This is a genomic window from Coleofasciculus sp. G1-WW12-02, from assembly GCF_040219735.1.
GTDB lineage: Bacteria > Cyanobacteriota > Cyanobacteriia > Cyanobacteriales > Coleofasciculaceae > Coleofasciculus.
Genome location: NZ_JAVJRX010000072.1, coordinates 24,928 through 49,611, shown reverse-complemented (window position 1 = coordinate 49,611; position 24,684 = coordinate 24,928). Strand labels below are relative to the sequence as shown.

The window sequence follows — 24,684 nt, the reverse complement described above, 5'->3', positions numbered from 1 at the left end:
CTTGTATTTACATTACCACAATAGTAGAACGTTATCCGAATTATTTGACTGGCGAATTTATTCGCTACCTAGACGGTTCGCTCGGTTTCATCTCCCAGCTAAAGAGCGTGGGAGCCTTCACCCATCGCTTTTCCGGTAATTAGAGTTAGCGGTCAAAAATCATGTACCGTTCAGAAGCTGAAGTTAGGCGACGTCTAAAAGGTACAGGAATTAAAGAGTAATGTAGATAATTCTGATTAGGAAAAGGCTAAGGATAGACAATTTTAAATCCTGTAGCGTCTAGAATTATCTCAGAACCTTGACGGACAATAAGTCTTGTTGAACTCTCGGATATTTCAGGACGATCTGGATTATCCATTGGTTGTTCAATTACATAAAAATAATTTCCATTTCTCCACCCTATTGTACATAGCCCATCGCGACAGGTCACTCGACCGCTTGTTAAATTAATACAGTTACCTTGGGAATCACATCCCCGATAGCTCAGATTTCCGGTTCCATTCACTCCTGACCAAGAATCCCAATTACCAATCGTGATCGTCCAGTCACCATTACTTAGTGTTTGTGAATTTCCGGGATTTTCAGAGTTTCCGCCTCCAATAGTCTCCATTTGGGTAATCAGAGACTCTATTCTGGTCTTGCCACAGGGTTCAGCACTTTGGCAATCATTAACAGGAATTCTTTCATAAAAAAGGCGTACTTTTTGATTAACAAATAGGTTAGAGTTGGCACAGATATCAAAAGTTGCACCGACTTCATATTCAATATTATTTTCAGCAACCAGGGTAACGTAACACATTAGGTCACCATTAACCATACTTTTAACTCTACCAACTGTTGGATTATCGCTAACTATTGAGGTTTCAGAACCAGAAGTCTGTTGGCTTGCGTTCGATGCTAATGTATCCGTACTGCTTTGGGCTGTACTGACGGAAGCTTTAGGCTTAGAGGGTAAGGGAGAATGGCAGGCGATCGCGAATGCTAACACCAGTCCCGATATAATAATAGTTTTCACGAGGGAATTGCTCCTAAAAAACAGACCGATGACCGAAGTTCTGCACCCAACGTGTCACATCTAGCTTTTTCGGGATTGGTTAAATCTCTCTTGTATTTTTACTCAAGAGGGTAATTAACAGATGCTTTTTTTTTGGTTACTTTACGAAAAATCTATTGTGACAACTGAAACGCTGTAATGTAAGTAAAATGAGAACTGTATCCCCCAATTGTACTCTATATTGAACCACAAAAACGATGAATTCTAACAAAAAAGTCCCTAGCGTTTCTATTTCCGATTCCCTCTACCAATCTCTGACAACCTACCAAAAGCAACACCAACTCGACTCCCTTGACTCGGCGGTTGTAGAAATTTTGACTCAATTTTTACAGCTAGGGAAAGAAGCAAAACGCTATGCTACTGTCGAACAATTGGATACCCTTGCCGAAAAAGTTGACCGCCTCAGCCAACAAGTCGCGAAACTGAGTCAGGTAAAAGCTAATAATACCCCAACCGCCCCATCGTCGCCCACCCAGACAACTAAGCCAACACAAAAATCCGCGATCGCGTCTGAGGTATCTAAGGATTGGAAAGACATCGATGACGAACCCGATGAAATCCTCCATGATTTCCTGGAGTATCAGTAATCACTTAACCTCGCCTCTTGCTCCCTTCTACCACCCTCCTTTATCCCCCCCTTTTAAAGGGGGGCTAGGGGGGATGGGGGTAAGGACTAAAACTTACAATAAATATATGCTTGAAGCTATTATTGTTTTATTAATTATTATTGGCATTTGCGCGTGGGTTCTATTAAGTCCACTTTTGACTAAATGGCGACGTAACCGTATCCGAAATAAACCTTTTCCTGGGCGTTGGCAAACATTTATCGAGCAAAAATTTCTATTTTATCACCGTCTTCCTCAATCCTTACAACGAAAACTCCAGGGTTACATTACTGTTTTTTTAGCCGAAAAACAGTTTATTGGCTGTGGAGGATTACAGATTACGGAAGAAATCAAACTGGCAATTGCTGCCCAAGCTTGTCTGCTTTTACTGAATGATAGCGGTGACTATTACCCCAATTTGGTTTCAATCCTTGTTTATCCTAGCGCGTATCGGGTCAAACCGACGAAGCGAATCAGTGATTATGTCGTAGAAGAAAGAGATGAAGTGAGATTGGGAGAATCTTGGACGCGAGATCAACTTGTCCTATCCTGGGAGCAAATCGAATATGATATCCAGAATTGGCAGGATGGACATAATGTGGTTCTCCATGAATTTGCCCATCAGCTCGATCAAGGCGATGGTATGATTAACGGTGTACCGAAGCTTGAATCTAAGACTGATTATCTGACGTGGGCGCAGGTATTTACACAAGAGTATCAGCAATTACAAAGTGATGCTCAACGCGGTAGAAAAACAGTGATGAATAAATACGGTGCGACTGAACCCGCCGAATTTTTTGCTGTAGCGACAGAGACGTTCTTTGAAAAACCTGATCAAATGGTGAGGAAACATGATGCACTTTATCGGCAATTGAAACATTATTATAAGTTAGACCCACTAGAGTGGACGTGAACGACAAGGGCTTTGTGATCTTGGACTATTCTCAGAATAGGAGGTATAGCGTGAGCATCCCAATTCATAGGAAAATGGCTCCGAACTAGAGGAGCTGAAAACATCGGGATCATCCCGTTTGGGAAAAAGCATTCCCCAAAGTCACGGCACTGCCTGCAATGGTTTCAGCGCCTTTAAAACAGCTAACCTGCAAAATTGGGATGCTCTCAAAACATCTCTGGATAGTAGCAGACTTTAAAAAACTATCAAACATGCCATTTTTTGCTACCATAAAAGGATAAGTAAAGAACCTTTATTTTATTCATGCCGAAAACTCGGCTAACCTTTTTGATACCAAATGTTCTGAACAAATATGCCAACATAATCATAATTAAATAGTTAAGGGTAGTGTTGCTGAGGAAAAATTATGAACGCATTAATTATTTTGGCTGAAGTCAGTCTGGTAATTGTCATTTTCTTGGTTTTGACTTGGCTTGTGAGTCAGTCATCAAAGCTGTTGATTAAATACCCACTATTTAATATCAGCGCTCCACAAGTCAAAATCATGCGTCGGAACATCACCGGATTATTACTTCTGACTGGCTCAGTGCTATGCCTGGTGATTATCGGTGTTAATGTTTTCTTGATCTATCAAGGGAAAGACTTACAAAAATATACACTCGACCTGATTAGGCTTATTCCACCCAGATTTTGGCTAGCCTTGGCAGTTGGCATGGCTCAAAGTCTTGGTGCGGTCATTTTAGCGGCGATCGCTCTAGCCTTGATCAAATACTGCCTCGAACTAGGGAACACTCGTGCCAAAAACCTAGACAGCAGCAGCACCGATGATGAAAGTATTGATGCTTTTTTTAGCGAACTTTATAAAAGAATAAAATGGGGGAGTTGGCTGTGGATAATCGGTTCCTGTAGTCTGTTTTTAAATTTACCCGCCGTAATTTCTGGCTATATTTTTGTCGCCCTACGCATTTATTTGATCATCGCGGTTGGATTACTCATCATTAAAGCGACAGCCGCGATCGTGGATATCCTAGATGCTCTCAGTATCAGATACTCTAGCCCTGATAACCTATTAAGATTTTACGATCGCCTACGCCACCTCATCCCCTTTTTGAAGCGGTGTTTGGAATTGGTTCTCTACGCCTGCATCGCTACACTGGTAACTCAGCAGATTGAAGTCATCGCCAACCTGTCCGATTTTTGGCTGCGAATTATCAAAATTATTACCCTGATATTCTTGAGTCGGGTGTTTTATGATGTGGTTTATTTACTGGCGGAAGAATTAGTCTTTAAAGAGAAACATTTGACCGAGAGGCAAAGAAGCAGACGCTTAACCCTGATTCCACTGTTTCGCAGTATATTGCAATACTTAATTTATTTCACCGTTGGGGTTTCTATCCTGTATACTCTTGATATTGATCCAACTCCTATCCTAGCGGGTGCGGGTATTATTGGTCTAGCGGTAGGATTTGGCGCTCAGGAACTGGTTAACGATATGGTTTGTGGCTTCTTTATTCTGTTTGAAAACTACTATTTAGTCGGGGATTATATTGAAGCCGGGAACGTGGAAGAGAAAGTCGTCGAGGGGACGGTGGAGGCGATTGAACTGAGAACCACTCGTCTCAGACATCCTAATGGTCAATTACAGATTATTCGCAATGGTGCGATTGGCTCAGTGATTAACTACTCCAAAGAATACATATTTGCCGTCGTAGAAGTTTGCGTACCCTATAATGCCAACTTAGCCCATGTCTATCAAGTTGTTGAAGAGGTAGGACAGGAATTAAAAGCCAATTATCCCGATGTCCTTGAAACCACACAAGTAGAGGGTGTGGAAAGTCTAGGGGAGTCTAACTTGTTGCTGCGGACATTAACAAAGGTACAGCCAGGAAAGCATATTCTAATCCAGCGCATTCTGCGGAAGATGTTTATGGATACCTTGCGATCCGAAGGTATTCTCTGTCCGGCTCTGATTAAAAATGAAGAATAATTTAATAGGTGTGCCACGGCACTAAAATGTTTTAAGCTGGCTGAGTTGAGTGTCACTGTAGGAGAGTCCCATTGTTGAACAACTTCCAACAAGCAAAAGCCCATTTCATCGCCTCTCATCGGCATCCGATCAATCAGAGGCTGCACCACCTCACCAACCTACTCGCGATCGCAGCCGTAATTTTACTATTCTATGATTGGCGCTTAACCTTGGTTTGCCTCATCCTTACCCAAGTCTTTGCTCTAGGGGGACATGCGTTCTTTGAGAAAAACGAACCCGCGTTTCGCAAGTATCCCGGTATCACCATCCTCGCCTCCCTGTCTTGGTCATTCGAGAACTGGTTTGGCTTGCGTCCCGCCAGGAAGGGGTGATTGGGCATAGTGTAGAGACGTAGCATGCTACGTCTGGGAGATGGGTAATACCAAATCCCTGGGGCATTTTTTCCTTCTACCCAGGCGAGCCATTATCCGGTTAGAATTCTAACCATAAACCGCTCTAACCAAGCGGGCTAACAATAATATTACTGTCTGCGGAAGGCGGACGGCTGCCTGTGGACGCTGAGTAAGACCAATAAAAGGTAACTTTTGGAGGCGTCGGCGGATGAAACGGGAAATCCCGAAGACGAATAAGACCGTCCTTGCTTGCTAGTTGGAAGCCCCAACTTCAGCGAAGCAAGTTGGGGTACTTCACGCCTTCATCAATACATTGAGGAGTGAGAATGTATCAAGACTTGCTAGTGATCGATGCGGATGCTCATAAGCTAGAGAATCCGATGATTATGCGAGATTATCTAGAACCAGAGTATCGCGATCGCGTCGGTTTAGTGATTGATAGTCTCGGTGATCAACGGGCAAAGATTATCGACTTTAATCCAGAAACCGGGAAAAATGACTTCCTGCGGATGTTTCCCCAACCTCAAGGGTTAGGTAAAGGCGGCTTTCGCAATCTGCATCCAGATACCACATTAGGTGCGATGTTCAACCGGGTGCGGATTCAACACATGGATCAAGAGGGGATCGATGTCCATGTTATCTTTGGCACGCTGAATCTGATCTTTTCCAGTATTCTGGATAAAGACTTTGCGATCGCACTCTGCCGCGCCTACAACAATTACATGGCAGATGATTGCCGGGGTTACGATAATCGCCTCAAACCCATTGGGGTTATTTGTCTTCAGGATGTAGATGAAGCGGTTAAGGAAATGTATCGCTGCGTCAACGAATTGGGGATGATTAGCGTCGCCGTTGCGCCAAATATGCCCATCCCCCATCCCAAAGCCCCCGATGCGTTTCCCGAAATCCGCACCTGTAAGGCAATTAGCCATCCTGACTTCCGTCCGATTTTACAAGCGGCGGTAGACTTAAATATTGGCTTAGGGATTCACGGTGGACCTGGTTCCTACATGGTGGGCGGAATTGCAGATCATCTGGAAACCTTTGTCCTCAACCATATTTTCGTCCAGCGCAACCAGCAACAATTGGCATTAGCGCGGATGGTATTTGACGGGGCGTTTGAACAATTCCCCACCTTACGGGTTGGCTTCTTAGAAGGCGGTTGTGGTTGGGTGCCAGATTTAGCCCATGCATTCCACGAACATTGGGAAAAGCGGATTCGCGACTTTGACCCGAAACATCCCTATCGTCCCTCTTTAATGGAATTCACCAAGTTGATGATTCAAGAAAAAGGCGGACGCGATAATGTCAACATTATCTCTCAGGCGAAAAACCTGTTTGATTTGTTGTGGAATGCGGCACATGATCCGACCAAAATTGATGATGCTAGCTTGTATGAACATTATGACTTGCGTCACCGTGACCCCTTAGAGTATTTTGAACGAGGTCAAATTTTTACCTCCTTTGAATCCGATGATCCAGGTCCGGCTTATTTGCCCGTGGCGATGGGTGAGATTGGTAAGCATTTAACCTGTTTCTCTGGGGATTATGGTCACTGGGATGGTGTGCTGCACGGCTGTGTCCAGGATGCTGCAACTGTTGCCGATTATGACCGAGAACATCTAGGACTACTGTTGGCGGGGAATGCGTTAGCCTTATACGGCGAGCGTTTGCGTCAATCACTACCAGAAAAACTCATGGTTGGTAGCGTTTAAGACTAGAGAGCAACCTGATTAGTAGAGACGTTCCAGCGGAACGTCTCTTATTACTAGCGCTGCGGTTCCATATCCCCATACTTAATCAAAAGCGCGATCGCAATACTCACGGCAAAAATTAACACCATACTCAGCGCTGAACCAAATCCCCAGTTCTGTGTTGCTCCCAGAAATTGGTTGTAAATTAGACGAGATACCGTCATGCTGGAAGCCCCCCCCAACAACTCCGGATCAACAAAATCCCCTAACGCGGTAATAAACACCAGAATCGAACCGGCTGCAATACCCGAAAAGGTTTGGGGTATGGTTACCTTCCAAAACGTTTGCACCGGATTAGCCCCCAAATCCGCCGCCGCTTCTAATAAACGCTGATCCAATTTCTCTAAAGACGCATAGAGAATTAACACCATGTACGGTAAATAACTATACGCCATACCAATTAATACCGCCGAACTGGTATTTAAAAGTTCCAACGCGGGTAAACCAATCGCCGTTAATATGCTATTGAGTACCCCTGTGGGTCGCAGAATCGTAATCCAGGCATAAGAGCGCAACAGAGAGGAGGTAAAATTAGGCAAAATAAACCCCAACAACAGTAAATTCTGCCAACGCTTCGGTGCCATCTGAGCAATCCAGTAGGCTACTGGAAACCCCAACATCAGACAAATCACCATCGTACCCACCGCAAAAAACAGCGATCGCGCCATCACCTGAAGATTAATCGGTTCAAAGACGCGCAGATAGTTCTCCAATCCAGAGGGGTTGACAATATCCCCAGGTTTAATATCAGGAACCAAGCTCAACTCAAAGATGACTAGGGTTGGTAAAACCAACAATAAAAACAGCCACAGTCCAGCCGGTCCTAATAACGCCAAGGGTTCTAGCCATCGGCGCCCTTGACCTGTGGGTTCTTCTATAAACGATGGTTCAGCCATACTATCCGTGGCTGCGGGATTGGGTAAGGAGGTAGGAGAAATTTTTTTGTTGGTAGACACAGTATAATGATAAATTATGAATTATTGACAAATGCCTGAATTTATACTAAGAGCTGGTTAATTTTGTCCAGTAGCGTTCATAGACGGCTTCAACTTCTTCTAAAGGTTCCAAATTTTCGCACCGTTCCAGTGCTTCTTCTGGGGGAAATAGACTGGCATTATTTTTAAGTTCGGGAGGTAAAAGATTATAGGCGGCTTTATTGGGGGTAGCAAAGCTGAGGCGTTCGACGATGCGTGCGGCGACATCCGGCTGCAACATAAAATTAATCCAAGCGTAAGCGCCATCGATATTGGGAGCGGTTTTGGGAATAGCTAGGGTATCAATCCAGAGTGAGGAACCACTTTCAGGAAGCACATAGCGTAAATCTTCATTTTCTGGCATGATTTCAGTGGCATCGGAAGAATAGCACATGGCGATTTTCAAATCTCCACTGAGAATTTGGGGACGCCAAGCATCGGACGTAAAAGACGCGATCGCAGGTTTTAAGTCCATCAGGGCTTGATACGCTGCTTGAATATGTTCCACGTTGGTGGAATTGTAAGAATACCCCAACATTTTCAACGCAGCGCCCATGACTTCTCGCACATCATTAAGCAAGGTCATCCGTCTTGCCAATTGCTGCTGATACACCCACAGATAGTCCCAATCTTCTGGAGGAGGTTGGACTTGCTGGGTGTTGTAAATCAAGCCTGTGGTTCCCCAACTGACGGGAACAGAGTGGCGATTCCCCGGATCATAATCGGCTTCCTGAAAACGGGAAAACAACCGATATATCCCCTCAATGCGGGATTGTTCGAGTTCTAGCAACATCCCCATATTGATCATCTTTTGCACCATATACTCCGAAGGGTAAATGATGCTGTAAGCGCCCCCGCCACCCGCCTGTAGTCGAGCCAGCATCGCTTCATTAGAATCATAGACATCCGCGATCGCTCTAATACCTGTTTCTGCCTCGAAGCGGTCTAACAAATCTTGGTCAGTATAGCCAGACCAGGTATAAATGTATAACAGATTGCCATCGTTTTGACTCCCCGCTGCAGGGCTCACATTTGCCAGTCTCCAGCCACACCCTGACAGCGTTAGCCAGGGTAAAGTTGAAGCCGCCGCTTGTAAAAACTGACGGCGGGTTGGTCGTTTTCGGGATGTTGGCTGGTTAATCATTTTTAGCAATAGCGGACAGATTGTTCTAGGGGCAAAGGTTCGCCGGTTTCCGCATCAGTGTTGTGACAGGCAAACATGATCTTGGGGGGAAGTTTCTCAAATTCGAGATCATTCCCATTCCCTTGCAGGACATAGCCGCGTAATTCTTTTATGGGTAATTGGGTAAATTCGTCAATATCAGGCGTAAAAGAACGCAGGATTAACGAACCATGGGGTTGACATCCCCCCAAAAGTTTGGCGACAAAGAATTCCTTGATATCCAACTGTGTTCCGTAGGTTACCTTATTTCCCTGACGATTAAGGTCAATGGCAAAGGAGTCACCATTACTATTGAGGAACGTCGCGATCGCACTTGAGTTACAGTGGGACTCCAATTCGGATAAAAACAACCGTACTCCTGATTCTGCCATAGTGATTACTCCTCCAAAGCGATACAATCGGTCGTTGTCCAACGGGCGTACACTGAGGTATGGGGTTCGGGTAGCTTATTCATGGTATTATTCGGCAGCATCACCGTCAGGCGATCGCCGGTTAGGAGTTCCACGACCAAGTGAACGTGAGTTCCCAGATACATAACATGTTTGAGACGACCTTCAAAGCAATTCACGGTTGAGGAAGGCGGTGAAAGGCTCAAGCGAATTTTCTCCGGACGCACGCTAACCACCATTTCCTTCGAGTTACTCCCCCATTCTTTGACCTCAGGGGACTGCACAACCATCTCTAAACCACTGGACGTGATAATCTGTAGCGTAGAGGAATCGGCAGCGTGCAAACGACCCTTAAACAGATTTGTATCACCAATAAAATCAGCCACAAAGGGGGTACGGGGACGTTCATAGATTTCAGTGGGATTGCCCACTTGTTCAATTTTCCCCGCCCGCATCACAGCAATCCGATCAGACAGACTCAAAGCTTCTTCTTGGTCGTGGGTCACCATAATAAACGTTAACCCCAAATCCTGATGCAAGTTGGACAGTTCCACCTGCATTTCTTTGCGAAGTTTAAAATCTAAAGCCCCCAAGGGTTCATCCAACAACAGAACCGTGGGACGATTCACCAAGGCTCGTGCTAATGCTACCCGTTGTTGTTGTCCTCCAGATAGTTGAGCGGGAAATCGATTGCTATAAGTCTCCATTTTCACCTGTTTGAGGGCTTGTTTGACTCGATCCTCAACATCTGTCCCCTTGAGCTTTTTCAGTCGCAACCCGAAGGCGACATTTTCCGCAACAGTCAGGTGATTGAATAGAGCATAACTTTGAAATACCGTATTGACAGGTCGGCGATGAGGAGGTATGTGATTCATAGATTGCCCTTGAATCAAGACCTCACCCGCCGATGGGGACTCAAATCCTGCGACTAAGCGCAGGGTGGTCGTTTTACCGCAACCCGATGGACCGAGAATGCTAAAAAATTCTCCCCGTCGGATCTTCAGGTCAATTCCCCGAACGGCGGTCTCGCCGTTGAAAACCTTGAAAACCTTACGGAGTTCAACATCAAGCTCAGCCGTAATATCCGGAGCGCGTTGGTCTTTGACGGAAGGTTGAAACATAATAATTCATTCACTAACACAAAGTCGCCCTGATTTAACCGATGAAACCCGATCTGATTTTTATACTTGGGTCTATTTTATCTGTCTACTAATTGTGTGGGGTGGCTTCAGATAACTGACCCGCTAAAATTTCCACTGCTCCCAGACATAGCCTGTTACCTGTAGGAACATTGCTCTCTGGCTCCATGATCCTGCACGCGGTTAGTCAAAAATGTCCCCTGGAATGCATTCTCGGAAAGGATGCGCTATTATTTCACCTTGTGTGACTGGGTTAACGACCTAGTTTGGGACAGATAAGCCACTTTTGTGAAAAAAGCGTCACAATCAACACTAGACTAAGTACAAATTACTGAAGAGAGTTGAGAAGCTGTTTACCATGACCGTAGTTCAGCCCTATTCCGTAGGTCGCCAAACGACACCCCGTACCGTTGGACGAAATTACCAATCGGTTATTGTCATGCTGATTATCAGCTTGTTCCTCGTTGGAGCCATGGGTTCTCGTCTGGCGTATTTACAGTTGGTTCAGGGAGAACGTAACCGACAACTGGCTGAAAATAACCGGATTCGGCTGGTGCCGAAGCAGCCGGTGCGGGGCAATATTTTTGACCGCAAGGGCAAAGTGCTAGCCAGTTCTCGCTTGTCTCATTCCGTGTTTTTGTGGCCCGTGGCGCTGAAAAAAGCCGAATGGCCCCAAACGCGCCAACGTTTGTCCCAACTGTTAACTATTCCGGAAGAGGAGATTCAAAAACGGGTCGAACGAGCTGGCTTTAATTCACCCTCACTGATCCGAATTGAACGGGGTCTCTCACCTGCCCAAATCACCGCTTTACAGGAGTATAGTCATCAACTAGATGGGATAGAGGTGGATATCGAAGCGGTAAGAGACTATCCCAATGGGGATTTAGCTGCTCACGTTTTGGGATACACCGGTGAACTGAATGATCAAGAACTAGCAGAACGCCGCGCCAACGGTTATCGCATGGGTGATGTTGCCGGCAAGATGGGGGTTGAAGAAGCCTTTGAACCAACCCTGCGGGGAGAATGGGGCGGTCAGCAAGTTGAGGTCGATGGTGCGGGTCAAGTTCTGAGAATTTTGGGTGAGAAAGAGGCAAAATCGGGTAAAGATCTGCAAATTACTCTCGATTTAAAGACTCAGAAGGCAGCCGAAGCCGCATTGGGCAATCAAAAGGGAGCGATTGTTGCCATTGATCCCAGAAATGGAGCGGTTTTAGCCATGGTTAGCCGTCCCACATTCGATCCCAACATTTTCTCCAGCCGGATTACCCCAGACATGTGGAAGCAATTGCAAGGGAAAGGAAATCCCTTTGTCAATCGGGCGATGCGTGGGTTTCCACCGGCGAGTACGTTTAAGGTGGTGACCCAAACAGCCGGTATGGAGTCCGGAAAATATGGACCGAGTACCGTGTTGCAAACCTTTGCGGCACTGAATGTTGGGGGTACATCCTTTGGCGAATGGAACCGTGCAGGTTTTGGTCCGTTGGGATACCAGCAAGCTATGGCGTGGAGTAGTAATACGTTTCATGGTCAAATTGGCAAAGGGGTAGGTGGACCTACTTTGATTGAATGGGCGAGGAACTATGGATTTGGTCAACCAACAGGAATTGAGTTGTCTGAAGAAGCTGCCGGTTTGATTGCGGATGATGCCTGGAAGCGGGAGCGCTTTAACTGGGAATGGACAGTTGGGGATACCGTGAATATGTCCATCGGTCAGGGATTTACTCAGGCAACCCCCCTGCAAGTGGCGGTCATGTTTGCCGTTCCGGCTAATGGTGGCTATCGAGTTAAACCGCATTTATTTAAGGACAATGAGCCGGTGGACAAGTGGCGAGTGTCGATGGAGATGAAACCTTCAACTACAGAAACCCTGCGTAAGGGATTACGAGCCGTGGTTGCTGGTGGTACGGGGCAAGTGTTAAATGTGCCTCATTTACCTCCGGTAGCTGGAAAGAGTGGCACGGCAGAAGCGCCACCAGGAAAACCTCACGCCTGGTTTGGTGCCTTTGCTCCCTTTGATAAACCTGAGATTGTTGTAGTGGCTTTTGCTGAGCATTCCGGTGGCGGTGGCGGTTCCGTAGCTGCACCAATGGTTAAGCAGGTATTGGAAGCTTACTTTGATGCCAAGTCCCCGGACGAGGCAAAGGCAAAGTAGGTCGGGTGTCAAGAGTGGGGGAGTGGGAGAAGCAGGGGAAGCTTGTTCCAGACGTAAGGTGTGGAACTATGGCAAGCAGGGGGAGACAAGGAGGAATTTTCCCCAATCCCCAATCCTCTATGCTGTACTAAGACAAATAACGTATTCATTTTACGCCAATTGGCTGATGCTAGTTCCGGGAAAGTTATTGTATGATTACGTTAGATTTCCGCTGCTCCTATATGTCAAAAACATTGAGTGTGCATCCTAAATATCTCCAAGCTGTCGAACAAGCTTGGAGATATAAGAGTAACGGACAAGAGCAAGAGCTAGCTGAACAGTTAGGTCGTTCCCTACCTATTGTAATTAATAATCTTTTTCTCAAAGGTCAGCCGGTTAATCAGCTCAATTTCCTGCAAATTTGTCAGCTATTAGGATTGGATTGGCGAGAAGTAGCTGGCTTGGAGGGAAAAGAATCATCGTTAACCTCTTTATGTTTAGCTCTCAATTCGGGTGAAAATAAACTTAACTCCAGTTTGTTTGCCCAAAAAGTAACGGTTGATAAAGCGTTACAGGATCTGGTACGTACTCTTTGTGAAATGTTAGGTCGTATCACCCGTAAAGCGGGAGACTTGCTGAGTGCCGATCGCACCAGTATCTTTTTAATCGATCAGCACAAGGAGGAAGTAGGTTCTTTAATTGCTGAGGATGGGAAAGGGGGTTCCCTAATCATTGATATCCCAATGAACAAGGGGATTGTTGGTCTGGCTGCTCGCTCATCAAACATGATCAATATTCCCTTTGATGTCTACGACGACCCCCGTTCAGAACAAGCGAAGAAAACGGATAGAAAAACAGGTTACCGCACTTATACGATTCTGGCTTGGCCCCTATTGAATCGGCAAAAAGACGTTGTTGCTGTTGCCCAATTCATTAACAAGCTCAAACCTAATTCAAACTCTAACGAAGACTTATCCCAGCGAATTGACAAGAAAGGGTTTACCTCGGAAGATGAATTCGTTTTTGCCAAGTTTGCCCCATCAATTATGGGTATCTTAGGGAAATGTCAGCTCTGTCATCAACTGGCTCACAAACTGCAAACGAATCAAAAAATTACCCGAGGTGGTGTTGTCCTGAGAGAAGATGAGCTGATTGCTGAACTCAGGCAGCGAGAGAAACAGCTACAGCAGAGCTTAGCTAAGCTATTATAATCCTTCTCTAGGGGCGACCCGCTGACATCAATTAACAACTCCAGTCCACTTAATCTGCAAGGGGTCGCCCTTTATTCAAGTCTTTGACTTAATTCGGGCTTGCTGCACAACGGCAAAACCCTTATCTATCAAGGCTTTGAGTAGCATGGACATTGGATCATCTTCAAGGAAATAGGGTAAAACCATTTCATACCCTTGCACCGCTATCAGGGAAAATGTATCATTGCTTCCCCTGCTTCCCCGGCTTCCCCGGCTTCCCCTGCTCCCCCGGCTTCCCCTGCTCCCCCGGCTTCCCCGGCTTCCCCTGCTTCCCCGGCTTCCCCGGCTTCCCCGGCTCCCCCGGCTCCCCCTGCTCCCTACCCCTCCACAAGACTCCCTGCAGCAGACTCTAATTCGGTGGCGGCGGAAAGAAGAGAACGGGATGCCAACTACGCCGCATCAACTCTCCCGCAAAGCTACGGATGGGTAATTCAATAATACTGCCGATTGTTTCCGAGGAAACCGCGATCGCGCTGATGTCAAAAACTGTCCCAGCCTCTAAAACTTCCAGATAAGGATTACCGACGCGGACTTCTGTCTTTACCTGCAAACCCAGCGCTTCTAAGTCAGCTTTAATCTGCTTGAGCTTCTCCTGGACTACTTGCAACTGTTGCTCCTTCGATACGGGTTTACGTCCCACTTCTTCAATCACCCATATTAACAAGCATTCAGAGAGTGAGCGATCGGGGCGATTTTGAGCATAAGCTTTCACCTTTTGCAAGAGATACTCCGACGCCTTACCGCCATTATAAGGAATTAGAAAATAGCGGAATAGATGTTGACAGCGCAGATCGAGTTCTTCACAGGTATAAGTCGAAATCAGTTGGGGACGCAGAATCAGGAGTGGAATGGTAGAACTCCTCGCTAATCCGGCTGTAGTGCTACCAAAAAGCTTTTCTTGTAAAAAATTGCGGCTTTCCATCCCCATCAGAATCACATCGGCGTCGTAGCGTTTGGCAACTTTGGGTATATTATCTAAAGGACGCCCTGAGATAACTTCGATGTGAACCTCCACGCCCTCTGGTATAGTCTTTAATCCAGCTTCTAGGCGGGAGCGAGCGCGGGCAATTCCTTCCTCATCTATCCGGGGAATTTCCCCTTCCTCCCACAACGGTACGCTATGGAGAAAGATAATCTTTTGGATACCATTAGCCGCTAAACTGGGTACAAACTCGACTAACCGATACAAACCGTCGGCAAAATCGGTGCAAATTAAGCAACGCTGAAACATAGGATAGGAGAATTGTTTTTTTATCACAGATCCCAGAGGCAAAACAAGTTTGGCGTTGGGCTGCTTACGGATTCAAGCTTACCGCTTGGAGGATGTCTATGATTAACTTTTGCTTTTTCTTTGAGACAATACCAGGCAAATCAACAATGGTGTTGTTGAACGCCGTCTGCTCTAAACTATCCAAGCTCTACATCAGTTCGCTGTCCAATCATAAATGAGGACAAGAGTATTTTCGCTCAATGTAGCTAAATTATTTTTAGGCTAATCATTTCTGCCTATTCGCTGCACTCCCTTTTCACTGATGTGGCGTTGTGTGTTTGAGAGAGTGAATACTTCAAGCTAATCTAATCCAATTTTCCTAGGTTAATAGTACACCTGAAAGCAAGCAGAAAGGACAATCTTCAACAGTCCCTAACCTACCAAAGCCAAAATATAGAGTTGACGCCCCAGCATCCCCAGCTCCTTTCCACCGCAGGAACCGAGCAAGAGACGGAGGTCGCCCACTACATAAGGGCTACTGCTCGTACTTTTAACTAGGTTCTAGACCCCATTCATGCTTGAGAAACTCCTTATACATATTCTCACGCATGATCATTTGCTCGTAGAGCTTGATGAGAAAGTCTTGAGCTTGCTCACGGCTCATTTTCTGCACCTGGGTTTCAAACGAGCGGATATTAAATTGTTGCTCTAGGGAAAGTTGAATGGGTTGGGACATGGTTATCTCCTCAAATGCTAGAAACAATGGACATTCAGATGACCCAAGCTGCCATTTGGCAAGGGCTAGGTTCTGTGAACGGGTCAAGGGTTCCCAAGCTATATTAAAAATAGTAACAATTGTTTGACAAATTGACCATACCTCCAAATGAAGATTTCTCTTAAATCCCAAGATGGAGAACCCCTGGGAAAAGTTTCCGCTCTTGGATTGAGGCAGTTGTATCAGCTTGTTCCTAGAGCAAACTGCTCAAGGTGAACAGTTGCTTGAGTATATTTACTGAACATCAGCAAACTTTGACATCATTGCCATACTGGAGTTAAACGGCTCTAATTCCTACGAATTTGATGCTTTAGCGTTTGTTATACCAGATACAAGTATCGTTTAATACATAAGTATCGTTTAATATATAGTTATCAAGTGGGCAGGTCTGTTGTCGGGTTGAAGCCACCGTGATTTCCTGTCGCTGTTGGATTGTCACTACGCTAATAGTTGCTCTGAGCGTGGTCAATCCTTCCCAAAAATCTCAAGATTGATAAAGCTTTCCAGAAGTACCGCTACATTGAAAGCCAGAAGTGTTTTACCGTAAAGCTTTCGGATGAATGTCTCATCCATCATTTTCCCTGGAGTGTATCTAACTTGACAGAAAACCACTCTAGACGTTCATGACTCGTTGTTACTTTATACTCATCAGTGTCTTTCTTTATAAAAGCTTCATATAAATGGGGAAATTGATAAAGAGTTGATAAAAATTGTCCCTTTAAGGGGGAAAGCCTCTAGACAATAGCTTATTGCATTCTAAAATGTAACCATGAGAGAAAAAAACATAGACTTCACGAGTTTCAGGTAATCAACTTAAGCCTAACTCTTCTCAAGTCAGGACAATTCCAAAAAATCTAAATTTTTCTTTCAACTATTCTATGTGCCAAAATTAAATCCTCAAGGGGAGGATCTACTGCCATGAAATTGCCAATTATTTCTACCTTAAGTCTCACTGCCGCTACAGCTACTGCCCTACTAATAAGTTTTGCCGCTCCTGCAGCCGCTATTAATCTAGGCGTTGATGTTATCGATGATAGCCCTTTTATGAAAGGTATCGGTCCAATGCCCATTCCCCATGGGACTCAAAAATTCATAGGTGATGGCAAAACCTACGAATTTAGTGTTGTTGTTCCACAAGGGCTAGGTTCCAGAGGTGCGACTTTCTCTGATTTCGGTTTTATGTCTGGGGGAGCTTTCACTTCACTGTTTACAGAAGACTTGAAGAAATATGATCCTGGCTCCAACCGGAACAATGATTGGTTAGGTACTTGCAATATCAGTATCAGTCAACCTTGTACCCTCAAATATACCTTTGATAAAGGTGTAGAATACCAGCTCGGGTTATTAGACCGTGGCTTCGGCGGTGGTGCTAGCAACTTTTCTGGCTTCGGGATCGCCCAAAAAGATAGTTATACTTTTAGCAAAGAGACAGACGAGTTTTACCCGAACCTAATGACGCCGGAATATGTGGCGAATAATCCCGATAAATTCGTGACTGTAATTGAGAAGAATGCCTACTTCCTCGGTATGGAAGATGGGATGTTCAAGAAAGATTCTACCAACTACTACTATGACTACCAGGACTGGGTAGTGAAGGTAACAGATGTGTCCGTACCTGAACCCGGTACAGTTGGAGCGTTGTTGGGCGTAAGTGCGCTAGGCTTCATCAGTCGTCGCCGCCAAACTGTAAAATAACCAGGAAGAGATGGGAGCATGTCAGGGAAAGCACGCAACATTCCAGCTACAGCGCTTTTCAAGTAAGTGAGGTACACAAACAGATCCCCGACTTCCTCAAGAAGTCGGGGATCTGGCTTAGAATACTGTACCTCATCAACCACTAAATCTGCTGTAACCAGATAAGTTGGGTTACTCTACCTCGCTTAATATTCTCAGAGCAGGGCAAAATCCGACTAAAGCCGATGTCTTTCTTCATGAAAGCTTCATATAGATGGGGAAATTGATAAAGAGTTGATGAAAACCCCCCTTTAGGTGGACGATTATCTATACGAGAGTTTATTAAGGTTTAATATGTAATCAGGGGAGAAAAACAGGGTAGCTCCGAATAGCTTCAGCTCATCGGCTTCTGCCTAAGTCTTCCCACACCGCAATAATTCTTCACAGTTTAGATTCCTATTATCTGCTCTAATCTAGAATTAAAGCCTTAACAGTTAAGGATATACTATGAAATTACCATTCACTTCTACCCTAAGTATCGCGGCTGCTACAGCTACTGCCCTAGTTTCCTTTGGTGCTCCGGCGCAAGCTGCTAGTTTCCTAGGCATTGATATCGTTGAAGATAGCCCAGTGACGGGTACAGCTCCAACAATCCCCCACAAAACCAATGTATTCGCTGGTGATGGCTTAACCTACGAATTCAGTGTATTGGCTCCAAATGGGTTAGGCTCCCGAGGCGCTGCTTTCTCAGACTTTGGCTTCATGTCCAATGGGAACTTTACGGCGCTATTTACTGAGGGAAATGGAATATCCTTTGATCAGCCCAATAGTGCCTTCATTAATGACTGGCTGGGGACTTGTGATATCACGATCAGTGTTCCGTGTACTGTTGAGTACACCTTTGAAAAGGGCGTTGAATATCAGTTTGGAGTGTGGGATCGTGGCTTTGGCGGCGGCGGCAAAAACTTTGTTGCTTTTGGGGTGGCTCAGCTAGACAGTTACACATTCCCCAGCTTGACTGATCAAGCTAATCCGAACCCACCTATAACTGTATCTGATCCAGGATACTACTTCATCGGTCTAGAAGATACTCGCTTCCCTCTTGCTAGTGGTGAATTCTACTATGACTTCCAAGATTGGGTTGTAAAAGCGCAAGCTCCAGCGTCAGTTCCTGAACCCGGTACAGTGGGAGCATTGCTCGGTTTGGGTGCGCTAGGTTTCATCAGCCGTCGCCGTCAATCTGTTAAGCGGTAATTGCTGACGGTGTGAATCAAAAACCGTTTAATCGAGATCTAGAGTAGGGGTACGACATGTCTAGAGTAGGGGCACGACATGTCGTACCCCTACTCATAGTGGTTAAACGGTAAAACCTGCGTCCTCGTTTGATGGCTTGATAGTCTGCTCCGAAAAACTCACCCAAAGAATAGTCCTGTACAGGCAGATGCAACTCGGTAAAATGGGGCTATGTCTCAATCAAAGCCTGTGCCTAACTCCTCTCCCTCTGCTGAACCCATAACGACAGAGAAACCCCTGTTTATCCTGGTTGACGGTCATTCTCTGGCTTTCCGTTCCTATTATGCCTTCATTAAAGGAGGTGGATTGCGAACAAAGACAGGGATACCTACCAGCGTGTGTTTTGGCTTTCTCAAATCCCTGTTAGAGGTGATCAGTTCTCAGCAACCTCAGGCGATGGCGGTGGCGTTTGACCTAGAATTGCCCACGTTTCGTCACGAAGCTGACGATACCTATAAAGCCGATAGACCGGAAACACCAGAAGACTTTATCCCAGATTTGCAAAATCTGAAGGAATTGCTGACGGCGTTGAATTTACCCGTCTTGGCAGTACCTGGTTACGAGGCTGATGATGTGTTAGCCACCTTGGCACATCGGGCGACTGATGAAGGGTATCAGGTGAAAATTGTAACCGGCGATCGCGACCTGTTTCAACTCATCGATCCGCAAAAGCCGATTACAGTTCTCTATCTTAGCAAGGAGGATTTGAAGCGTAGCAGTTCCACAGGAATCCAAGAGTATAGCACCCAAGAGGTAAAAAATAAACTGGGTATTACACCCGAACAGGTGGTGGATTACAAAGCTCTTTGTGGGGATAAATCCGATAATATTCCGGGAGTGAGGGGAATTGGTGAAAAAACGGCGGTTAAGTTGCTGAATGATTTTGGTTCCTTGGAAAGCATTTATGCATCCCTTGATCAGATTAAAGGCGCAGTAAAAACTAAGCTGGAAACGGGAAAACAAGATGCCGAACATTCTAAGTATTTAGCGCAATTGAAGTTTGATGCACCTGTGGATGTAGAGTTAGAGGCGGGGAAGTTAGAGGGATTTGATACCTCTGTCCTCAAACCCCTCTTGCAAACGTTGGAGTTTGAGTTTTTTCTGAGTAAAATTGACGAACTCCAGCAGCGTTTTGGTGGAAACGTCGTGGAAGAGACGGGGACAGAACCAGAACCATCCGTTGAAGACAGTAGTCCTGATCTTTCTTTCTGGACAGCCGATGAAACGGAAGACTACCAGAAGCAAACTGCACTCAGTTGTCCAATTCAACCTCAGATTATCGACACAAAAGATAAGTTGGAGCAGCTTGTCGAAATCCTGAAAAACTGCACTAACTCCGCAACTCCAGTGGCTTGGGATACGGAAACCAGCGCTTTAAAGCCACAGAACGCCGAATTGGTGGGAATTGGCTGCTGTTGGGGAATCGAACCAGCAGAAGTTGCCTATATCCCCATCGCCCATGAGCAAGGTGACAATTTAGAGCAACAGAGAGTTATAGAAGCACTCCGTCCTATTTTAGAGAGCGATCGCTATCCCAAAGTGCTACAAAATGTAAAGTTTGACCGTCTGGTGCTGCGAACTCAGGGGATTAAACTAGCTGGGGTAGTCATGGATACGATGTTAGCCAGTTATGTCCTCAATCCAGATAATAGTCATAACCTTAATAGTTTGACTGAGCGTTATTTACAAATTCGGCTAGAAAGCTACAAAGATTTAAAGATCCCCAAAGGAAAAACTATTGCTGCACTGAGTTGTCAAACAGTGGCAAATTACTGCGGGATGCAAGTTTATGCCACGTTTCAACTGGTTCCAAAACTTAGAGAAAAACTGGAGGAAATTCCAGCGCTAGAAAAGTTGTTGCTGAAAGTTGAACAACCTCTAGAACCTGTATTAGCCCAGATGGAATATCAGGGAATTCGGATTGATACGGCTTATCTCAAAGAACTCTCGGAATCCCTAGAAAAAAAACTCGCAGACATTGAACATAACGCTTATCAAGAAGCAGGAGTTGAATTTAATTTAGGCTCTCCTAAACAGTTAAGTGAGTTACTATTTGAAAAACTTAACCTTGACCGCCGCAAGTCACGCAAAATGAAAACGGGGTACTCAACAGATCATACCACATTGGAAAAACTACAAGGGGATCATCCGGTTATTGATGCTATTCTCGAACACCGCACCCTCTCTAAATTAAAATCCACCTATGTTGATGCATTGCCGAAACTGGTTGATGAAAATACCCAGCGAGTGCATACGGATTTTAATCAAACCATAACCAGTACTGGACGTTTATCTTCATCGAATCCTAATTTACAGAATATTCCAATTCGGACGGCGTTTAGTCGCCAAATTCGTAAAGCATTTTTACCTGAATCGGGTTGGTTGTTAGTATCAGCAGACTATTCCCAAATTGAGTTACGCATTTTGGCACATCTGAGTCAAGAACCTGTACTGGTGGAAACATACAGGAATAATCAGGATATTCACGCGGTAACGGCGAAGTTATTGTTTGAGAAAGAAACCGTAACACCAGACGAACGGCGATTGGGTAAAACGATTAACTTTGGCGTGATTTACGGTATGGGACCCCAGCGATTTGCTAGGGAAGCGGGAGTATCGGCGGCGGAAGGAAAGGAGTTTATTGACCGATTGAAGCAGCGTTATCCCAAAGTTTTCGGGTATTTGGAGCAAATGAAACGGGACGCGATCGCGAACGGTTATGTGGAGACTATTTTAGGTCGTCGGCGTTACTTTGAGTTCAATAGCAACAGACTGCGCGAGGCTAAAGGGAAAAATCCTAAAGAGATTAATCTTGATGAATTTAAGGGAATCGATCAATATGACGCTGGGTTACTCAGAGCCGCCGCGAATGCTCCGATTCAAGGCTCTAGTGCTGATATTATCAAAATTGCCATGGTAAAAATGCATGAGGTTTTACAGAATTACCAGGCGCGGTTACTATTGCAAGTGCATGATGAATTAGTCTTTGAAATTCCACCGGATGAATGGGAGGAGTTGGAACCAAAAATCCGAGAGACGATGGAATCAGCGGTTGAGTTGACTGTACCTTTGGTGGTAGATGTGAGTGCAGGGAAAAATTGGATGGAGGCGAAGTAGAAATGAGGCGGAGCAGCACAGAAGCACAGAAGCAGTGAGAAAGTTGGTTGCTCACCTTTTCGTGTAATCAGTGTGAATAAGCTCTCACCTCTCTACCCCAATCTGGACAATAAATCCGTGAAATCAGTGTTTTGACAAATGACAATAAAGCGAGTTTGCTTTGTCGGTGACTCTTTCGTGAATGGTACTGGTGATCCTGAATATCTAGGATGGACAGGAAGAATTTGTGCAGCTATCCGTAAGCAAGGGTATGACTTAACTTATTACAATTTAGGCATACGGCGAGAAACCAGTGCTGATATTTCAACTCGTTGGTTACCGGAAGCTTCTCGACGTTTACCAGAGGGATGTGACGGTGGAATTGTTTTTTCCTTTGGCGTGAATGATACGACTATTGAACAGGGTAAAGGTCGGATTCCTTTCAAAGATTCTGTAAAAAATGCCAATCAAATTTTAACAGTAGCGAAAGGATTATTCCCTGTGTTGATGGTCAGTCCACCACCAATTGCTGATCGGGGGCAAAATATGAGAACCGCTGAATTATCCCAACAGTTTGCTGAGGTTTGTCATCAGTTGTCTATTCCTTATTTAGATGTATTTAGTTCTCTACAAGCCTCAAAGGTTTGGATGGATGAAGTGGCTGCTTATGACGGCGCTCATCCCAGCGCATCGGGTTACTCGCAGATGGCAGAATTGGTGCAACGTTGGAAGGCTTGGCAAGCGTGGTTTCGGTAATTTTATTCATCTGCGATCGCGCTCGCCGAATGTCCGAAGCCTCCTCTCTGCCTTGTCTCCACCGATAGTGTAAGTATTCCACCGGACACGATATGACGTAGCTTACTTGGTGTTCCCTTGAGTATGACGAATGACAAATATTGAATTTGTGACGGTTACTGCGGTTCCAGATTATTCGCAAAATGCATGATTTAAATGCAGTAAATTCATAATTAAACGCTCTTTGCAAATTTGGCTACAAAATAATTGAGTTGAAGCCGATAACTTGAAGGGCATTGTCAGAGTTCATTTTCACACTATGCCCGATTTCGTTTTTCCCAAACAGATTTTGAAATTCTGTGGCTCGATTAAATTTGCGATTCCGTTACTCGCCGTTATTACAAGTATTTTAATTTGGGCAACCTTTTATGAATCTCAAGTAGGTTCGAGTTTAGTCCAACAAGACGTTTATAAAAGTCCTTGGTTTGGGGCATTAATGTTTTTACTTGCCTTAAACCTCACATTTTCTGCCTTAACGCGCTATCCGTGGCGAGGGGCGCGTAAAATTGGTTTTGCTTTGACTCACCTTGGTTTAGTCGTAATTATCATCGGTTCGGCGGCGGTGATTCACCTCGGTGTAGAAGGCATGATTTTAGTCAGAACGGATGCCGGGGCGAATAATCAAATCCGCTTAGAAGGCGACATTTTGGAAGTATTAATGCCGAATCAAGAATTCCGAAAAACTGATGTTTTTGTTCATGCTGATGGACGAATTACCCCGCCTAAACTTGCCAATTTAAGCTTAGAAAAATATAGCAAAAATACCGTCAAAACTGTTCGTTTTGTCGAAGGCGCTACGGTTGAAAATCCGGCAGTTCAGTTATTATTAAGCAGCGATCGCATGAACCAAAAACTCGAAAGATGGCTCGCGATCGCGCCCACGGCTTATAGTCAAGTTCCCATCGGTCCGGCAATCCTAGAAATTGTACAACCCCAAAATCAATCAGAATTACAACAACTCCTGCACCCCCCGCAAAACGTCAAAAATCCTTGGGGAACATTACAAATTCAAACCCAAAATCAATCCCATTCTCTCGATATTGCCACCCACCTTAACCAATCGCAAAAACTCGATGACCATGTAACTCTCACGGTTAAGAACTTTTGGTCCGACTTTCGCCTCAACCGCGACAATCAACCGAGTAGTGTTTCAGAGGAACTCAATAATCCTGCGGTACAACTCGAACTCATGTCTTCTCAAGGTCGGGAACGATGGTTTGTCTTCGGAAAACCGGAGATTCCTCCTGTTCGTACTGTAATTGAGGGAAAAGCCGCAGAAAATGTCGCCATTGCTTACAATTTCACACCCTCAGAACCCGATGATTACTTTCGCTTAATCGTCGCCCCCGATCGACAGCTATTTTACGCCGCTAAATCCTCTCGTGACTTTCACAGTGGCGCGATCGCCCCTGGGGATACTATTCGTCCCGGTTGGGCAGACTTCCAAATCACCTTTGCTGCCTATACTCCTCACGCGCAAGTCCAGCGTCAAGTCATCCCCGTCGCCGCGACGCAAGCCTCTGGGACTCCTGCATTATTGGTTCAAACCCCCGATTCTCAACCAACCTGGTTACCTTGGGGCGAACCCACCGCCATCGACACCCCTAACGGTGAAATGTTCGCTGCCTTTACCCCCAAACTCCTCGAATTAACCTTCGCCATTGCTTTAGATGATTTTATCGTCGAACGCAACGAAGGGTCAGAATCCGTGGCTATGTGGACCAGCAAAATCCGCATCCTCGACCCCGAAACCCAAACCGCCGTCAATCGCACCGTCTGGATGAATCACCCCACTTGGTATCGAGGCTGGAAAATCGCCCAAGCCTCCTGGAACCCCGGCGATTTAAGTCAATCTACCCTGCAAGTCAAACGGGAACCCCTCTGGGTCACAGCCACCACTTGGACGGGATCGACCTTAGTCATTCTCGGCATTGCCACCCTGTTCTACGGTCGCGCCTTAGCCAAAAAACTGCAACAAATTCCCGTCCTCACCGAGACAGAAAACCCCGTCGAACCTGAACCCCAACTTTCAGCCTTGAAATCCTAGTCCATTCAATCCCCCTCTTATCC

General features: G+C 45.4%; 19 protein-coding genes. 12 read left to right on the top strand and 7 right to left on the bottom strand.

Annotated features, from left to right (window positions below):
* Positions 1-247 precede the first annotated feature (247 nt).
* Positions 248-1,015, bottom strand: coding sequence for a hypothetical protein (locus RID09_RS12605; protein WP_446336285.1), 768 nt, complete (start codon positions 1,013-1,015; stop codon positions 248-250).
* A gap of 236 nt (positions 1,016-1,251) precedes the next feature.
* Here RID09_RS12605 and RID09_RS12600 point away from each other — a divergent pair, with 236 nt between their 5' ends.
* From RID09_RS12600 to RID09_RS12580, 5 genes are all read left to right on the top strand, one after another.
* Positions 1,252-1,641: a hypothetical protein gene (locus tag RID09_RS12600; protein ID WP_446336284.1), complete on the top strand. Its 390-nt coding sequence runs from the start codon at positions 1,252-1,254 to the stop codon at positions 1,639-1,641.
* A gap of 106 nt (positions 1,642-1,747) precedes the next feature.
* A complete protein-coding gene (locus RID09_RS12595; protein WP_446336283.1) occupies positions 1,748-2,572 on the top strand; it encodes a M90 family metallopeptidase in 825 nt (274 codons plus the stop codon).
* 406 nt (positions 2,573-2,978) lie between these two features.
* Entirely contained in the window at positions 2,979-4,559 is a 1,581-nt protein-coding gene (locus tag RID09_RS12590; RefSeq protein ID WP_446336282.1) for a mechanosensitive ion channel family protein, read from the top strand.
* A gap of 74 nt (positions 4,560-4,633) precedes the next feature.
* A complete protein-coding gene (locus tag RID09_RS12585; RefSeq protein ID WP_446336287.1) occupies positions 4,634-4,930 on the top strand; it encodes an Mpo1-like protein in 297 nt (98 codons plus the stop codon).
* Positions 4,931-5,277: 347 nt separating this feature from the next.
* Entirely contained in the window at positions 5,278-6,666 is a 1,389-nt protein-coding gene (locus RID09_RS12580) for an amidohydrolase family protein (RefSeq protein ID WP_446336281.1), read from the top strand.
* A 53-nt stretch (positions 6,667-6,719) separates the two neighbouring features.
* Here RID09_RS12580 and RID09_RS12575 read toward each other — a convergent pair whose 3' ends face one another.
* The 4 genes from RID09_RS12575 to RID09_RS12560 all read right to left on the bottom strand — a co-directional run bounded on the left by RID09_RS12575 (position 6,720) and on the right by RID09_RS12560 (position 10,372).
* Positions 6,720-7,601: an ABC transporter permease gene (locus RID09_RS12575; RefSeq protein WP_446336286.1), complete on the bottom strand. Its 882-nt coding sequence runs from the start codon at positions 7,599-7,601 to the stop codon at positions 6,720-6,722.
* Positions 7,602-7,707: 106 nt separating this feature from the next.
* Entirely contained in the window at positions 7,708-8,823 is a 1,116-nt protein-coding gene (locus RID09_RS12570) for an ABC transporter substrate-binding protein (RefSeq protein ID WP_446336280.1), read from the bottom strand.
* Between the two features lie 2 nt (positions 8,824-8,825).
* Entirely contained in the window at positions 8,826-9,233 is a 408-nt protein-coding gene (locus tag RID09_RS12565) for a hypothetical protein (RefSeq protein WP_446336279.1), read from the bottom strand.
* Between the two features lie 5 nt (positions 9,234-9,238).
* Positions 9,239-10,372, bottom strand: a complete 1,134-nt coding sequence (locus RID09_RS12560; RefSeq protein WP_446336278.1) for an ABC transporter ATP-binding protein — start codon at positions 10,370-10,372, stop codon at positions 9,239-9,241.
* 376 nt (positions 10,373-10,748) lie between these two features.
* On the opposite strand from RID09_RS12560, the gene mrdA reads away from it, so the two are divergent.
* The gene (gene mrdA, locus RID09_RS12555) at positions 10,749-12,542 is read left to right on the top strand and encodes a penicillin-binding protein 2 (protein ID WP_446336277.1); all 1,794 of its coding nucleotides are present in this window, start codon (positions 10,749-10,751) and stop codon (positions 12,540-12,542) included.
* Between the two features lie 191 nt (positions 12,543-12,733).
* Positions 12,734-13,732: a GAF domain-containing protein gene (locus RID09_RS12550; RefSeq protein ID WP_446336276.1), complete on the top strand. Its 999-nt coding sequence runs from the start codon at positions 12,734-12,736 to the stop codon at positions 13,730-13,732.
* 388 nt (positions 13,733-14,120) lie between these two features.
* On the opposite strand, the gene RID09_RS12545 is transcribed toward RID09_RS12550, so the two are convergent.
* Both RID09_RS12545 and RID09_RS12540 read right to left on the bottom strand, forming a co-directional pair.
* Positions 14,121-15,002, bottom strand: coding sequence for a universal stress protein (locus tag RID09_RS12545; protein ID WP_446336275.1), 882 nt, complete (start codon positions 15,000-15,002; stop codon positions 14,121-14,123).
* Positions 15,003-15,531: 529 nt separating this feature from the next.
* On the bottom strand, positions 15,532-15,717 hold the full coding sequence (locus RID09_RS12540) for an NblA/ycf18 family protein (RefSeq protein ID WP_446336274.1): 186 nt from the start codon (positions 15,715-15,717) through the stop codon (positions 15,532-15,534).
* Between the two features lie 957 nt (positions 15,718-16,674).
* On the opposite strand from RID09_RS12540, the gene RID09_RS12535 reads away from it, so the two are divergent.
* The 5 genes from RID09_RS12535 to RID09_RS12515 all read left to right on the top strand — a co-directional run bounded on the left by RID09_RS12535 (position 16,675) and on the right by RID09_RS12515 (position 24,661).
* Entirely contained in the window at positions 16,675-17,451 is a 777-nt protein-coding gene (locus RID09_RS12535) for a PEP-CTERM sorting domain-containing protein (RefSeq protein WP_446336273.1), read from the top strand.
* Between the two features lie 486 nt (positions 17,452-17,937).
* The gene (locus RID09_RS12530; RefSeq protein ID WP_446336272.1) at positions 17,938-18,684 is read left to right on the top strand and encodes a PEP-CTERM sorting domain-containing protein; all 747 of its coding nucleotides are present in this window, start codon (positions 17,938-17,940) and stop codon (positions 18,682-18,684) included.
* A gap of 210 nt (positions 18,685-18,894) precedes the next feature.
* The gene (gene polA / locus RID09_RS12525) at positions 18,895-21,840 is read left to right on the top strand and encodes a DNA polymerase I (RefSeq protein ID WP_446336271.1); all 2,946 of its coding nucleotides are present in this window, start codon (positions 18,895-18,897) and stop codon (positions 21,838-21,840) included.
* 138 nt (positions 21,841-21,978) lie between these two features.
* Positions 21,979-22,575: a GDSL-type esterase/lipase family protein gene (locus RID09_RS12520; RefSeq protein WP_446336270.1), complete on the top strand. Its 597-nt coding sequence runs from the start codon at positions 21,979-21,981 to the stop codon at positions 22,573-22,575.
* 298 nt (positions 22,576-22,873) lie between these two features.
* Positions 22,874-24,661 (top strand): cytochrome c biogenesis protein ResB, encoded by a 1,788-nt coding sequence (locus RID09_RS12515; RefSeq protein ID WP_446336269.1) that lies wholly within the window; start codon positions 22,874-22,876, stop codon positions 24,659-24,661.
* The last annotated feature ends 23 nt before the right edge of the window (positions 24,662-24,684 follow it).